Source organism: Collibacillus ludicampi (genome assembly GCF_023705585.1).
Taxonomy (GTDB): domain Bacteria; phylum Bacillota; class Bacilli; order Tumebacillales; family BOQE01; genus Collibacillus; species Collibacillus ludicampi.
This window is the reverse complement of sequence record NZ_BOQE01000001.1, coordinates 520,621-535,303: the sequence shown is the minus strand read 5'-3', so window position 1 is coordinate 535,303 and position 14,683 is coordinate 520,621. Positions and strand designations below refer to the sequence as shown.

16 protein-coding genes are annotated in these 14,683 nt (G+C 46.1%); 7 read left to right on the top strand and 9 right to left on the bottom strand.

Translation table 11 applies throughout. The features are described 5' to 3' along the window. Window positions 1-49 precede the first annotated feature (49 nt). Window positions 50-631 carry a Uma2 family endonuclease gene (locus DNHGIG_RS02840; RefSeq protein ID WP_282198241.1) on the top strand — a complete coding sequence of 194 codons (582 nt, stop codon included), beginning with the start codon at window positions 50-52 and terminating at the stop codon, window positions 629-631. A gap of 89 nt (window positions 632-720) precedes the next feature. Here the strand turns inward: DNHGIG_RS02840 and DNHGIG_RS02835 are convergent, their stop codons facing one another. Then, window positions 721-1,053: a DUF1811 family protein gene (locus DNHGIG_RS02835; protein ID WP_282198240.1), complete on the bottom strand. Its 333-nt coding sequence runs from the start codon at window positions 1,051-1,053 to the stop codon at window positions 721-723. Between the two features lie 166 nt (window positions 1,054-1,219). Between DNHGIG_RS02835 and DNHGIG_RS02830 the strand changes: the two genes are divergently transcribed. After that, the gene (locus tag DNHGIG_RS02830; RefSeq protein WP_282198239.1) at window positions 1,220-2,524 is read left to right on the top strand and encodes a methyl-accepting chemotaxis protein; all 1,305 of its coding nucleotides are present in this window, start codon (window positions 1,220-1,222) and stop codon (window positions 2,522-2,524) included. A gap of 59 nt (window positions 2,525-2,583) precedes the next feature. On the opposite strand, the gene DNHGIG_RS02825 is transcribed toward DNHGIG_RS02830, so the two are convergent. Both DNHGIG_RS02825 and DNHGIG_RS02820 read right to left on the bottom strand, forming a co-directional pair. Further along, on the bottom strand, window positions 2,584-2,925 hold the full coding sequence (locus tag DNHGIG_RS02825) for a histidine triad nucleotide-binding protein (protein ID WP_282198238.1): 342 nt from the start codon (window positions 2,923-2,925) through the stop codon (window positions 2,584-2,586). Window positions 2,926-2,943: 18 nt separating this feature from the next. Beyond that, window positions 2,944-3,222: a YqkE family protein gene (locus DNHGIG_RS02820; protein WP_439647761.1), complete on the bottom strand. Its 279-nt coding sequence runs from the start codon at window positions 3,220-3,222 to the stop codon at window positions 2,944-2,946. A gap of 100 nt (window positions 3,223-3,322) precedes the next feature. On the opposite strand from DNHGIG_RS02820, the gene DNHGIG_RS02815 reads away from it, so the two are divergent. Both DNHGIG_RS02815 and mnmH read left to right on the top strand, forming a co-directional pair. Continuing rightward, window positions 3,323-3,733 carry a hypothetical protein gene (locus DNHGIG_RS02815; protein WP_282198236.1) on the top strand — a complete coding sequence of 137 codons (411 nt, stop codon included), beginning with the start codon at window positions 3,323-3,325 and terminating at the stop codon, window positions 3,731-3,733. Between the two features lie 13 nt (window positions 3,734-3,746). Then, window positions 3,747-4,805, top strand: a complete 1,059-nt coding sequence (gene mnmH, locus DNHGIG_RS02810; protein WP_282198235.1) for a tRNA 2-selenouridine(34) synthase MnmH — start codon at window positions 3,747-3,749, stop codon at window positions 4,803-4,805. A gap of 37 nt (window positions 4,806-4,842) precedes the next feature. Here the strand turns inward: mnmH and DNHGIG_RS02805 are convergent, their stop codons facing one another. Then, the gene (locus DNHGIG_RS02805; RefSeq protein ID WP_282198234.1) at window positions 4,843-6,390 is read right to left on the bottom strand and encodes a DHA2 family efflux MFS transporter permease subunit; all 1,548 of its coding nucleotides are present in this window, start codon (window positions 6,388-6,390) and stop codon (window positions 4,843-4,845) included. A gap of 119 nt (window positions 6,391-6,509) precedes the next feature. Between DNHGIG_RS02805 and DNHGIG_RS02800 the strand changes: the two genes are divergently transcribed. Further along, window positions 6,510-7,235: an HlyD family secretion protein gene (locus DNHGIG_RS02800; RefSeq protein ID WP_282198233.1), complete on the top strand. Its 726-nt coding sequence runs from the start codon at window positions 6,510-6,512 to the stop codon at window positions 7,233-7,235. A 25-nt stretch (window positions 7,236-7,260) separates the two neighbouring features. Further along, the gene (locus DNHGIG_RS02795; RefSeq protein ID WP_282198232.1) at window positions 7,261-7,896 is read left to right on the top strand and encodes an HlyD family secretion protein; all 636 of its coding nucleotides are present in this window, start codon (window positions 7,261-7,263) and stop codon (window positions 7,894-7,896) included. Between the two features lie 80 nt (window positions 7,897-7,976). Here the strand turns inward: DNHGIG_RS02795 and DNHGIG_RS02790 are convergent, their stop codons facing one another. From DNHGIG_RS02790 to DNHGIG_RS02770, 5 genes are all read right to left on the bottom strand, one after another. After that, window positions 7,977-8,957: a DUF2705 family protein gene (locus tag DNHGIG_RS02790; protein ID WP_282198231.1), complete on the bottom strand. Its 981-nt coding sequence runs from the start codon at window positions 8,955-8,957 to the stop codon at window positions 7,977-7,979. Beyond that, window positions 8,950-9,861, bottom strand: coding sequence for an ABC transporter ATP-binding protein (locus DNHGIG_RS02785; protein ID WP_282201333.1), 912 nt, complete (start codon window positions 9,859-9,861; stop codon window positions 8,950-8,952). Before DNHGIG_RS02785 ends, DNHGIG_RS02790 begins: the two co-directional genes overlap by 8 nt. A gap of 10 nt (window positions 9,862-9,871) precedes the next feature. Then, a complete protein-coding gene (locus DNHGIG_RS02780) occupies window positions 9,872-10,636 on the bottom strand; it encodes an SGNH/GDSL hydrolase family protein (RefSeq protein ID WP_282198230.1) in 765 nt (254 codons plus the stop codon). 231 nt (window positions 10,637-10,867) lie between these two features. Next, complete coding sequence (locus DNHGIG_RS02775; RefSeq protein WP_282198229.1) at window positions 10,868-12,385, bottom strand: solute symporter family protein; 1,518 nt, start codon at window positions 12,383-12,385, stop codon at window positions 10,868-10,870. Continuing rightward, the gene (locus DNHGIG_RS02770; RefSeq protein ID WP_282198228.1) at window positions 12,382-12,774 is read right to left on the bottom strand and encodes a DUF485 domain-containing protein; all 393 of its coding nucleotides are present in this window, start codon (window positions 12,772-12,774) and stop codon (window positions 12,382-12,384) included. The genes DNHGIG_RS02775 and DNHGIG_RS02770 overlap by 4 nt, the downstream gene beginning before the upstream one ends. Window positions 12,775-13,169: 395 nt before the next feature. Between DNHGIG_RS02770 and DNHGIG_RS02765 the strand changes: the two genes are divergently transcribed. Next, a complete protein-coding gene (locus DNHGIG_RS02765) occupies window positions 13,170-14,600 on the top strand; it encodes a sigma-54 interaction domain-containing protein (RefSeq protein WP_282198227.1) in 1,431 nt (476 codons plus the stop codon). The last annotated feature ends 83 nt before the right edge of the window (window positions 14,601-14,683 follow it).

Here is a 14,683-nt window from a genome sequence, read left to right as displayed (position 1 = left end):
TTCCTCATTTTCTGTTACAATGATGAAAAAGTGGTAGTAGGTGAATAGCATGACGATTCCAACTCTTGAACCAGAACGGAAATATACGTATCAGGATTATTTAAAGTGGCCTGAAGAGGAACGATACGAATTAATTAACGGTGTCCCGTATGCGATGAGTCCTGCCCCTTCCAGAAAACATCAAGAGGTCACGGGAGAATTATTTGCTGAGTTTAGAAATTATCTAAGGAACAAGGATTGTCGTGCTTATCCTGCACCTTTTGACGTTCGTTTATTTGCTGAAAATAAAGAAGATGATCAAGTAATCAATGTGATTCAGCCCGATATAACAGTTGTTTGCGATAAGGACAAACTGGATGAAAGGGGATGTAAGGGCACTCCAGATCTCATCGTTGAAGTACTTTCCCCTGCCACCGGAAAACAGGACCGTTGGTTAAAATACAAACTGTATGAACGAGCGGGAGTAAAGGAATATTGGATTGTGGATCCCATGAATGAACTCGTGGATGTGTTTGTTTTAAATGAAAGTGGAAAGTATGAATTGATCGGCTCTTACGGAAAAGACGATACTGTAAAAGTTGGCATTTTTGATGATTTAACCATTGAATTGAATATTATTTTTAGGCAATAAAAGCTATTCTTTCGGGAAACGCTTTTTATCGAAAACCCACCGTGTGAGGTTTGGCAGGCCCGCTCGGTGGGTTTTCGCGGAGATTCTTTCTACGGTTCAATATCCGTCGGTTCTTTCGAAAGCATCGCGATCGGGAACGCTTGCGGTTCTGGCGAAGAAGACAAGTTTCCGTGTGCCATGACCCCGTCGACCTTCGTCACGGTAAATCTTGTGTCCTCAGGAAGCCCTTCCACGTAATAGACGCCTCCCACTTCGATGCTTTCCGGATCCATCAGATAGGAAGCGGCCAAATAATATTTCGTTCGCAAGACCATGACTTCAGAAAGCAACCCTTTCTCAAATAAAGCAATCGCTTCTTCTTTCAGTTCTCGCATGACGTCTTGCAGTTCTTCCTTACTCATTTGACTATATAATCGATCCATCTCGATCACCTCTTTTGTTTTACCCGATTTATTGTAACATAGGGAATGCTATCACCGAAGCCGAATAACACATATATTTACCTCCCTATGAAACTAATGTTAATATCATTGTGAGATCATTCAAATGTATTTGAATCAAAAGGGTGAAGTATGGGGAGGGTGTATCATGCAGGAAGTACAGGTCACACGCTATCGATGGGGTATGCAAAGAAAATGGCTGCTCGGTTTTCTTCTGGTTTCACTCATTACATACACCTGCAGTGCGGTGATCATCATCGGTGCGGCCCATTACATTGACGGACAAGCCGTTCTCTCATTATCCCGCGTGGTCATTTTAACACTGTTGGCCGGCGTGATCTGGCAGGGGATTCTCGGTTGGCTCGCTGTGAGATATCTCATCAAACCGTTACGGGCATTGGCGGATGTGGCGAAGCAGGTAGGCGCGGGTAACTTGAAAGTGGAAGTCCCAACGGTCCGTACGAAAGACGAGGTCGGCGACGTCCTTGAAGCTTTCGCGGGCATGTTGCAAAGTTTAAGGCTCTTGGCGGAAGAATTGGAACATCATTCGCTGGTTGTGAGTGAAACGATCGATGATTTGACGAAAGCTTCTGAACGCGTGGCCAGTACGGCAAGGAATGTGGCTACTGCAGTGGAAGAAGTGGCAAAAGGGAGCGAACAGCAAGCGATCGCCACGCAGGAACAGGCGACGGCCATGGATCGGAATATCGTCTTGGCAAGGAACATCGCTTCCACTGCGAAGGACGGTGTTGCACAAGCAGAAGCGCTGACGGAAACGATTCATGATTCGGGAAACATCATCAGCGGTATGGTGCAAGGATTGCGTAAGATTGCGGAAGTATCGAGCGTTTCCATGACACAGGTGGAGCTTCTCGAAAACCATAGCAAAGAGATTGGCCAGATCTCCGATGTGGTGCGAAATATCGCCAAACAGACCCATCTGTTGGCACTGAATGCGTCGATCGAGTCTGCCAGGGCTGGCGAAGTAGGGCGGGGGTTTGCCGTTGTCGCCAATGAGGTGAGAACACTCGCGGAACAAAGCGGACGAGCGGCGGAAGATATCCATGAACGCATCCAACATATTCAAAAAGCGGTTTTGGAAGTCGTTTCACAGATGAGGGAACAATATGAACAAGCTCATCAGGAATGCGAAAAAGGGGACGAAGTGAATCGCGTTCTGGCGGAGACGGAAGCCAAAATGTCGGCCATGCGCCAATCGGTACATGAAATCGAAGATTTGGTCGAAAACCAAGTGCGTGAAATGGAAGTCGTGATCGATCAGTCCCATCACATCGCGGCAGTGGCAGAAGAGGCGATGGCGACGGGTCAGGAAGTAGCCGCGGCGACAGCGGAACAAACGGAACATATCGAAGAAATTTCACGAAAAACCCAGCATTTGCTTCAAATGTCTCGTGAACTGCAACAGACGCTGTACAAATTGAACATTCGATAGATAAGCATGTGTTGAATCATCGAAACGAAAAAAGGGCCCATATGGGGCCCTTCGTTTGTTCACATCGTCCACTTTAATTGACGGCCACCGATCAAATGATAATGGATATGGTGAACCGTTTGTTGCCCGTGGGTACCCACGTTTGTAATGATACGGAACCCGTCTTGCTCTACTCCGACGATCTTTGCTACTTCCTGCAGAGCCAGATGAAGATGCCCGATCAATTCCTTATCTTCAGGAGTGATCGACATCAGTGATGAGATGTGCTTTTTCGGAATGGTAAGAATATGTACGGGTGCGACAGGTTGAATGTCGTGAAAAGCGACGACATGTTCATCTTCGTACACTTTTTTCGAAGGAAGTTCCCCTCTGACGATCTTGCAGAAAATACAGTCTTCCATGGGATCACCTCATGATATTTATTTAAATTTTCTCCAATCCAGGTTACTATTTTCAAGCAAGTACTGAAAGTCATTTTCTAAACGCTTCTTTTCCAAACGTTGTCTTTCTTCCTCTTGTTTGCGTAACTCTTCTTTTTTTCGCGCTTCTTCCGCTTCCAATTCCTCCTTCGTCTGTTTTAACTTTTGCAATACAGAAGCGGAAAGCGCATCAGCAAGCGTGTGTTTCTTCTCGGTATCATGGGAAGATGGAGAATGGACGGATGAATGCGTACGGGAACGCTTTACCAACGGATTCACCTCTTTTTGTTTCGAAGTATTCCATCTCGCTTTATCTTTCATTATACTGAATCAAAGAATAAATGGACATCCTTATTAGAGAAACAGGAGGGAGCGACGTATGCTGACACACCCCAAAACGGTTCGCTTGGACCAAGATACGCTGCATGTTCATATCCCGCAAGTGGCAGGGATGATCGAAAAATGGTTGTCGATGGGGGAGGCGTATACGGGGCTTTCGATTCGCTGGGCGTTGGCAAGAATGGGCAATGAACCGGCGATCGTCATAGGTGTGCGTCATCAAGGACGCGGTTTCGATATATTATTTCGCAGAGAGCATTGGAACGATCTGTCGCAACAGCCCGAACAACTGATGATTCATTATAAAGAGGATGAGACGGATCCACAGGCACAGATCGCTGTCGAGATTCCTCCAGGGTCTTTTGATGCGTTTATTGAAGACTGTCAGGCACAATATCAGACAGATCCGGGAAAGACAATCATGGGTGAAATCGCTTCGTATTTTGCGTAAAGGATGAACGAAGATGTTTGAAGATGTTTATTATAAAGATGTTCGCAAAAATAAAGATGTTGTTTTTATCGATGTCCGTTCACCGAGTGAATATGAAGAATCGACCATTCCAGGGGCAGTGAATGTTCCCCTTTTCAATGATGAAGAGCGGGCCGAAGTGGGAACGACATACAAGAAGGTCGGCCGGGAACAGGCGAAGGAACTGGGACTTCAGATCGCTTCGCGCAAATTGCCTGATCTTATTTCCCAAATTAGAAAATATGCGGATGAACGAAAACCAGTGATCTTTTGCTGGCGGGGCGGTATGCGCAGCAAGAGCGTGGCTACGGTTGCCGATTTGATGGGGATTCCTTGCTATCGGTTGATCGGCGGTTACAGGCAGTACCGCAGCGATGTGGTCGAGCGTTTGGGAAATTATGAATTGAAGGCTCGCCTTGTTACGCTGCATGGGATGACGGGTGTCGGAAAAACTGAGATCCTTGGCCTTTTACATGCGGCAGGAGAGCCCGTCATCGATCTGGAAGCACTCGCAGGACACCGCGGCTCCACTTTCGGCCATCTTGGAATGAAACCGAATAATCAACGTTTGTTTGAATCGTTGGTGGTGGAGGAATTGGAACGTTTGCAAAATCAACCCTATATCATCATGGAAGCGGAAAGCAAGCGCATCGGGAGAGTCAATCTTCCTGATTTTCTTTTGGAAAAACGGAATGAGGGAATACACTTTATGCTCCATGCACCCTTGCATATACGGATTGAGAGGATATTGAAACAATATTTGGTCGGGACGGACGATTTTCATGAAAAAGTGTCGCAATCGTTTCGCGCCATCGAAAAGAAGCTCTCGCCACAAAATCGTTCTCTCGCTTGGCAATACATTGAAGAACGACAATACGCGGACTTCGTCGGTCTTCTTCTGGTACATTATTATGATCCCCGTTACAAACACTCGCTGCAAAAGTATGATGTATCCTTTATCCAAGTCGATTCGACAGACTTATTTGCATGCGCCAAAACGATCAAAGAATGGATCTACGAAAACTTGTTCGCGCGTCCTTCTTTCGTGAAGTAAGCCTGTGAATGAATGTGTTTCTTCACAGGCTCTTTTTTCATGATGTTTTCTTTTTCGCGCGTCCTCCTAGCCAAAATCCTAAAGGTAACGCGATCGCGATCACCCACAGGGAAACGAAATATACGTCATTAAATCCCAAGGTGAACGACTCCATTTGTGTTCTCATAAACAATTGGAGAAGGGCAGCCGTTTTTTCCGTCACACCCTGTCCGATCCGCCCTGCCATTTGACCCGCTGCTAACAACCACTCCTGTACGGGAAGGGAGAACGGCTGAACTTGATCGCTCAATACAGAAGCATGATAGGCTTGCCGATGGTTCAGTAACGCAGTGAAGATCGCGATACTGAAGGAGGCCAGCACTTGTCGGATCCAGTTGTTGATGGAAGAAGCCCTCCCCGCCAATGCGACGGGGACGGCATTCATCCCCGCGGTGGTGGCAGGCATCATGGAAAGTGAGATACCGATGTTTCTCACAGCCATCCAGAAGGTGATATAAGAATGAGGGGTATCCATGGTCAATTTACTCATATGATACGTACCGTATACGAGAAAGAAGATACCGATGGGAACGAGAAAACGGGCGCCGATGCGATCGAAGAGAAATCCGCTGACAGGCATGAAAAGTGCCATGATCAGGGCGGCGGGAAGCAAAATCAAGCCGACATCGATCGGTTGCGCCTGTTGGATGTTTTGCAGAAATACGGGTGTCAAAAACATACCTGAGAACAAGCCGACCGTAATCAGACTGGAAGTGAGGACACTGATTGTAAAGCGAAACTTCTTGAAAATGCGCAAATCTAGCAGAGGATCGTCGATCGATAGTTCCCGCCAAATAAAAAGCAGGAGACTGATGACGGCGATAAACAGCAAGCCGACAATCGGTATAGACTTCCATCCCCATGTCTGTCCTTCACTAAACGCGAGCAGGAAGCAAAAACTGCTGGTAACGGCGGTAATGAGTCCAAACATGTCGAGTGTTTGCGGCTTGTTGAGCCGGTAATAGGGAAGTAAGCGAATCCCGACAAAAAGAGCGCTGATCCCCACCGGAACGTTCACGAGAAACAACCAACGCCAACTTGCATGCTGTATGATCCAACCGCTTAATGTTGGACCGATCGCTGGAGCGGCCATCGCGGCAATCCCCCATACGCCCAAGGCGAGTCCTCGCTTCTCAAGCGGAACGATCTGATAGACGATCGCCATACTTAAGGGCATCACCATCCCTCCAAACAGCCCCTGAAGAACGCGAAAAACAATGAGAATCGAAATACTCGGAGAAAAGGCGCAACATGCGGAAAAGAGCGTAAAACCGGCAATAGACAATAAATAAACCCTTTTGTTGCTGAATCGGTCACCCAAATAACCGGTGACCGGAATAATGGATCCGGAAGCGAGCATGAATCCGGTCAGAACCCACTGGACAGTCGTAAGGTCCGTATTAAAATCATTCATTAAACTGGGCAGCGCCACATTCACTAACGTGTTGCTCAGAATGGCCATAAAAGCGCCGAAGATGATCGCGATCAGTGCCGGCCAGAAATTCTCCTGATGTTTCTGCAGTTCCGTTCGTTGTCCGGAGGCCATGCACATTCTCCTTTCCCATTTCAAGTCTGATGCTCTTTAGTATGTATCTTCTGGGATAAAATGATCATCATTTTGAATACTAAGCGTAGGAATTTTGAAATTGAAGGGAAGGGAGAAGCTTGAAGCGCATCCTGATCGCCAATGTTCTTTTGATTCTCATTTTGATCGTCGGGGGTTCGTGGGCGGCATATGTGATGTACCAGAACATGAATTATGTCACCACAGATAATGCAAGAGTGGCGGCCGATTGGGTGTCGATCATCCCGACACAGACGAGCAAATTGACCGATTGGCTCGTCCATACGGGAGACCGTGTACACGCAGGGGATGTCTTGGGGACACAAGAGGCTTCCCCCATGCAAACCCGTTATTCGGCTAGTATAACGGCCACAAGGCGGGGAACATCTCCCGCATCGCCTGCACCGGGAACGGATACTGCTACATCTCCAGCGTCCACCGATATCGTGACACCTGTGAGCGGCACCATTTTGGAAACGGCGGCCATTCCCGGACAAGTAGTCTCACAGGGGCAACCATTGGCCATGGTGGCGGATCTGACAAAACAATATATTCTTTCCTATATTGATGAAGAGTTGATCAAAGATGTAAAAACCGGTAATACCGCCGATGTGTATCTCGATGCCTACCCGGGAATGAAATTCAGCGGTACGGTATCCCGAATTGATGATGTGGCAGGGAATGTTTTATCACCCGCTGCCTCTCTATCTTCATCTGTAAGCCCAGGGAGAGTCGTTCAACGAGTACCCGTGCGCATCAGCATTGATAGTTTTCAAGGAAAGTATGTCGTGCCGGGAATGAACGCAACCGTCAAAATACATAAATAACTCATGGAAGGAATGGGAGGCGAACATGAAAACAGCTCGCTTGTTCTTGTTTAATTTTCTTGGAATTCTTGTTTTCGTTGCGGCCGGCCGTGCGCTTTATTACTATTTATTTCAGAATCTAAACTATGTGAAGACTGACGATGCGAAAGTATGGGGGGATCTTGTTCCCTTGTCTGCCGCAGTTCCCGGCAAGTTGACAGATTGGAAAGGAGCGATCGGACAAAACTTCAATCAAGGGGACGTTGTCGGTCGGATCGAGGGTATGGGGGATCGTGGCAATATTACGGCACCGATCAACGGAAAAATCATACAAAGCAGCGCGGTAAACGGTCAGGTGGTGGCACCCGGACAGTCCATAGCGACCATGACAGATCTATCGAAGCTGTATATTCTCACAAACATCGAAGAATCAAGAATCCAGGATGTGAAGACTGGAGCGGACGTGGATATCACAGTCGATGCGGATCCGGGCACCACCGTGAAGGGAAAAGTGGAGCAAATCGGTTTAGCGACAAATTCGACGTTTTCACTTCTCCCGCAGCAGAATGCAAGCGGAAACTATACGAAAGTGGTTCAGCGCATACCGGTACGCATCTCAATGAGCAATTATCCCGACGATTGGGTACCGGGGATGAATGCTACGATATCGATTCATAAATAGATGCACGGCAAACATCTCCTTTAGACTACGCCCAATGCCGGAATCATAAACTAAAAGCTGTCGGTTCGCCGACAGCTTTTTTAATAAACATCTCGTCTTAGGAAAACCCAAAAAGAAACCAGGATCCCAGCGAATCCCCAAACCGCCAATACGGCGATGGAAAAGCCCAGTGTCATGCCATCGACGGGCGGAGCCGATCCACTTAAATAGTTGGGTAGGGACAAATTGATCATAAACAAATATTTCGCGGATTCCCAACTGGAGACCATGTTGCTCAATACAGCCCCACTGATAAGCGAAGCCAACATCACGCCCATACCTGCGGCCGTACTGCGAATCAAAACCGAAACCATAAAGGATAAGGTTCCTACGACCACACAGACAAACCAGACCAATCCATATTCCATGATCAGATATTGCCACTGCGGCATGAGATGAACATTCGACGTATTGAGGTCTCCCGAAGATACGGAAAAACCGCTTAATACCGGCATGGTCCACCCGTCATAACCAAAAATAAACCCAGGAATCAGATAGGAGGCAGCAACTACAAGAAAGACGATCGCCGACACAGAAAGAATCATGGCGATATACTTGCTTAATAGAATTTTCCACCTTCGAACCGGGCGAGTTAACAACATTTTGATCGTGCCTCCACTGTACTCTGAAGAGACAATATCGGATGTGGCTACCATAATGAGAAGGGGAAGAAGCAAGGATACAGATTGTCCGCCAAAGGTTCGCATGAAGGTTGGTGCACCCGGCGCATTCGGATTGATATTATGATCCAAATAGTACTGCTCCTGGGCTATACGGATTTTCAACGCCTGACGCATATCATTCGAACTCCTTGAATTCGACATGCGATTTTGGGCATCGACTATTTGCTGTTGTAGAATCGTTCGCCAATCGGTCGTTCCCGATCTTTGGATCGCCGTTTGGGTCGTTCGATATTGCGCGTACGTGAATATCGAGATAATGACGAGAACGACCAGCGTGACAACCAAAAATCGTTTCTTGCGAACCAGCTTTAACATTTCGTTTTCAATTAAGTTAATCAATCGTTTCACCTCCTGTCAGCTCCAAATACAGATCTTCAAGCGTTGGAGACTGCCGTCTCATCTCGAAAATATCGACATTTTCACTGTTCAGCTTTTTGTTCCATCGTGTGACTTGATCCGCCAAATAAGGCGTCCATAATGTTTGATCTTCCCCGAGGTGCACCTCTGTAAATTCGCTTAACACCTCACGTGCCTTCTCCAATGGGTGGACTCGCCATACGAGCCGTTCCCTTTCAGCCAACAGATTCTCCACGGTATCCACGCGTTTTATCGTTCCTTTCGAGATAATCGCCACGCGATCGCACATGAGCTGGATCTCACTCAATAAATGACTCGAGACAAACACACTCAACCCCTCTCCCGCTAAAAATCGAATGAATTCTCGCATTTCGCGAATCCCTGCCGGATCCAGTCCATTGGTAGGCTCATCGAGAATCAGGATTTTCGGTTTTCCTAACAGGGCTTGTGCAATCCCTAATCGTTGACGCATTCCGAGAGAATACGTTTTAACCTTATCGTGAATCCGTTTGTCGAGTCCGACCAATTCCGCTACTTCCGTCAGACGAGATTCTGTGATCCCTGGAACCATGCGAGCAAACAACTGTAAATTTTCCCAACCGGTCAAATACGGATAGAGCTCAGGATTTTCCACAATACACCCTAAATGCCGCATGGCTTCAGGAAAATGAGTAGACAGATTATATCCACAAATCTCTACTTCCCCCGCAGACGGCCGGATCAATCCCACTAGCATCCGAATGGTCGTGGTTTTTCCCGCTCCATTAGGGCCTAAAAATCCAAACACTTCACCTTTTCTCACTTCGAAGTCGATGCCTTTAATAATTTCTTTACGTCCGATGATTTTCTTGAGACCTTTCACGGCCATCGTGATTTCCAATGATATCCCTCCTCACTTATGGAATCAACAAGGGTGTAATACGATCCGCTATGCGTTGATATCCCTTGGTATTCGGATGAAAATGATCCACGTATAAATACTGATCTTCATGTAACTGGAACAGATCGAATGTAGGAACAAAAACCGTATTCGAGTAACCGGCGATCAAATCGGCCGTTTCATGATTCCATTGACGCACGATTTGTGAAATCGAATTCGCGTCCGTTACGTCCATGTACGGGTTATACAAACCGACAAAATAGAGGGTAGCATGAGGATTGACCGACCGAATCTGTTGCAAAATGTGTGATAGATTGTCTTTGTAAGAAGAAAGAATTTCTTGAATGTGAGACGAATTCAAATCGTTTATGGTTCGACCTTGTTGATTCAGGTCATTCCCGCCAATCGTCATCAAAATCACATCGGCTTGTTGAATTTGTCGAAGGACTTCCTTTTGTCCCAATTGTTGGAGAAGCTGTCGAGAAGTTTGGCCGTTGATCGCCAGATTGCTCAGGCTGATCGATGAATGCGAATGCGTTCGAAGTTGATCGATAACATCTCCGACATATCCTTTTCCACTCGCATCACCATAACCCCGTGTCAATGAGTCACCAAGGGCAACAACCTTCATTTCGTTCTTTTCGGTCGCTGTCTGCGGAATCTGGGCAGTGGTAACAGCCGTATGAGGCATCTTTTGATCGAGATACGCCCATATGAAACCAATTATACATACGAGAGAAACGAGAAGTGATCCTATTGAAAAGATACGAATCCCGCGCATACTCCACCTCTTATGTTGTGTTTTTTCTCTATTAATGATTTATTTCTTAGAAAAACTAGGTTGACCTTGGCGCCAACCTTTTGAAACATGACATCTCTATCATACCCATCGAAAATGAATATTCGATGAAATTATGATAACCTTCTTATCCCGAATACTAAAATAAAAGCTCAATCTTGAAAACTAGTGCTTGCAAACAAAAAGACGCCCCACGTGGAGCGCCCTGATAAACTAACGGGCTTCGGATGCGTTGATGCCCGTATTTGCGCGGACAAGAATTTCCTCAAAGTTGCCGTCCTCTTTTTGTGCCGAGAGTTTAGTTCCCAGATAGGCGAACAAGAACCCCAGCGGTACCGAGACCAACGCTGTGTTCGATAATGGGAAGATGGCTGAGCTTTTGCCCATAACATTCGGGCTGATTAGAAGTAAGCCAATCGTGGATACAAGCCCTCCGACCATTCCCCAAACAGCGCCCCGGGTATTGAAGTTCCTCCAGAACAGGGTCAGCATAATTACAGGCAGGTTTGCGGAAGCTGCCACACTAAACGTCAGACTCACCAGATAGGCGATGTTCACTTTTTGTAGACCCGACGCCAACAATATGGCCAATAAAGACATGACGACCGAAGCGTAACGGGCTACACGAATCTGTTCTTTTTCAGAGATCATCCCTTTGCGAAAAACATGCGAGTAAAAATCATGCGCAAAAGCGGAAGTGGCCGCAATTACGAGACCGGCTATGACAGCTAATATGGAGATAAAAGCTATCACTAGAATGAACGCCATAAAAATATCTCCGCCAAGGAATCTCCCTAGCAAAGGGGCAGCTAGATTTCCAGCCGCGTTCGCTTGTACGATCGCTTCTTTTCCCACCAAAAGAGCGGCGCCATAACCCAATATAGGAGTCATCAAGTAGAAAGAACCGATAATAAACGTGGCATATACAACTGATTTACGCGCGGCTGGTGCATCAGGCACTGTAAAAAAACGAATGAGAATGTGAGGTAGACCGGCAGTTCCAAGGACAAGAGCCAGGTTAAACGAGAGAGTGTCAAGGCCGGCAACCAGCGTCGACGGCGGAGGGGGAAGCAATAGTTGGTTCCCCAGTTTTTCTTTTACGGTATCAAAGAATAACATCGGATTGAAATGAAACCGGTATAAAACCATGAGAGTCAAAACCAGCGAGCCAAATACAAGCAAAACCGCTTTTATCACCTGTACCCATGTTGTGGCCAACATTCCGCCAAAGGTCACGTAAACTGTCATAAGGATGCCGATTACAATCACCGAAGTTGTGAAATCCCAGCCTAGAAGCAATTTAATGATCGTACCGGCACCTACTATCTGTGTGATCAGATAAAATGTGGAAATCACAATTGTATTGAGTGCGGCGGCGGCTCTGACTGATTGGACATTAAAACGGGATGTCAGAGCATCGGCCAATGTAAATTTACCCAAATTGCGCAATGGTTCTGCCACGATATACAAAACAACCAAATAGGCGACCAAAAAACCGATTGAATAGTAAAAGCCCGAAAACCCGTTCAAGGAGATGGCTCCCACGATCCCAAGCAGGGACGCCCCACTCAGATAATCGCCTGCTATTGCCCAGCCGTTCTGCCCCGCGGTAATTCCTCCTCCCGCCGTGTAAAATTGACTGATGCTTTTGTTTCTTCTGGAAGCCCACCAAGTGATAACGAAAGTCATTGCAAGGACGAGTACAAAAAATAACAAAGCAATCGCGTTCATCGGGATGACTCCTCCATTTTTTTGTAAATTTCGCGAATTCTTTTCGAATCCTGATCAAATCGGTTCGCCTTTTTCATATAAAGCAGGGCCATGAACCATACCATTATGAACTGCGCGAGTCCATAGACAAAAGCCCAACTTAATGAACCCATGGCTGGCTTGTTTAGAAACGTGTAAAAGGAAGTCGAAAAAGGTAGCAGAAAATAAAACACCATAAAGAACAAAATTCCCGGAATAATAAATCTTTTCTTTCTGGCAAGCAAGGACTGAAACTCGGGTGATGACGCGATTTGGCTCCATTTAGCTTCATTTTTTCCGGAATCGTTTTTGATGAAGTCTGAATTGTACTTCAAGTTTCCTTCCGGTGCTGCGATTTGGACATCTGACATTTCTAATTCCTCCTCTGGTGATTTTTAATTTGTAAGACAGTAAGCGCTTTCAATATTTAATTCAATGCTCCTCCTTCCAACACATTAGAAGGTGCTCCCGTCAGTTGCTTGGATAGTTTTTACTTACATAATTCAAGCAAGAACCGTACCAACGTTAAAAAATTGTGAGCAGTGCCAACCATAAGCTTATTCGCCCGTTTTTCTTGATGATTGATAAACTTACTTTTTCGAATAATGGTGCATTTTCAAACCATTTGGTGTATATTTGAATCAATAAAATCATCGAAGAAATAGCAAGCATCGTATCTTGGCGTTCTATTTCGCACATCAGACACTAGATTTTCGGCACACTCATGATTGTGCTATACGTTATGGCTGAAAGTAAGGGAATGGGGATGAATGATGCAGAAGTGAGAGAGCATTCTTTTCAATTGAAGGAACATGAATGGGAAGAAATCTTTAATTCTTGCTTTGACGGGATTTGGGTGGCTGACGGCGAAGGAAAAACAATATTGGTCAACGAGGCGTACGAACGACTTTCTGGTGTTAAAGCAAAAAATGTGCTTGGAAGGAGTGCGCAGGAATTAATTGAAGCAGGTGTGTTATCGCACTCGGCGATTCCAGGTGTTATAGAGACCCAGAAACCAGTGACGATCATCAATAAAATGGGCGGCAAGCAATTGCTGGTAACCGGTGTTCCCGTTTTTGATGAGAACCATAAGCTGTCCCGCGTTGTCTGCAATGTGCGAGATATCACTCAGCTTACCGAGCTTCAAAAAGAGATAGAAAAAAAGAGCGAGTTAATCAATCACTATGAGATGGAAATCAAGAAGCTACAGGAGCAGCTTCAGACGCTGGATAACGCGCCGGTTACGAGGAGCCAAGCAATGGTCCATCTCTTTGAAACTGCAAAACGTGTGGCTTCCACCCATTCCACCGTACTGATTCTGGGCGAATCCGGAGTGGGAAAGGAAGTCTTGGCTAATTGGATTCACCGCATGAGTCCCCGCAGTTCACAACCTTATATAAAAGTGAACTGCTCCGTCTTACCGGAAAACTTAATTGAGTCAGAACTATTCGGATATGAAAAAGGCGCTTTTACTGGAGCGCAAAGCTCGAAGGCGGGGCTGTTTGAAGCGGCGGACAAAGGAACAATATTTTTGGATGAAATCGGGGAACTCCCTTTAAATATGCAGGCCAAGCTGCTCCGCGTGTTGCAAGAAAAAGAAATCCAGAGAATCGGGGCAAGACAAACGATCCACGTCGACGTCCGGGTAATTGCCGCCACCAATCGTTCTTTGGAGAAGATGGTTGCCGAAGGATTGTTCCGCGAAGATCTCTATTACCGGTTACATGTTGTTCCTTTTACCATTCCTCCTCTCCGGGAACGAAAAGAGGACATTCCGCTGTTGATTTCTCAATTTCTAAACGAATTCGGAAGAATTTATAACCGGGAGGTTGAAATGAGCCCGGTGGTTTTCGATAAGTTTATGAATTATCACTGGCCGGGGAACGTACGGGAACTAAAGAATATGATTGAACGATTAGTGGTTATCACCACCAAAAAAGAGATCACCTTAGAAGATCTCCCCGAATTCTTGCGTATGAGTCCCGCTTCTCCGGATTCACTGTGGGAAACACCGTCGCTGACCACTGCGGTAAAACACTATGAGAAACAGTTAATTATCAAGACGCTAGAGAAATGCCGGTCGATTCGTCAAGCGTCACAGCTTTTAAAAGTCGATCATTCTACACTGGTCAGAAAAATTCGGCACCTTGAAATCGATTATAAGTCCATTCTAGGAAAACGGTTTTTCCGAAAATAGTGACACCTCTTTTGAAAACTCAAGGTTTTTAAAAGAGGTGTTTTTTTGCACCAATACGAGTTTGGGTGGTGATAAATTTCACC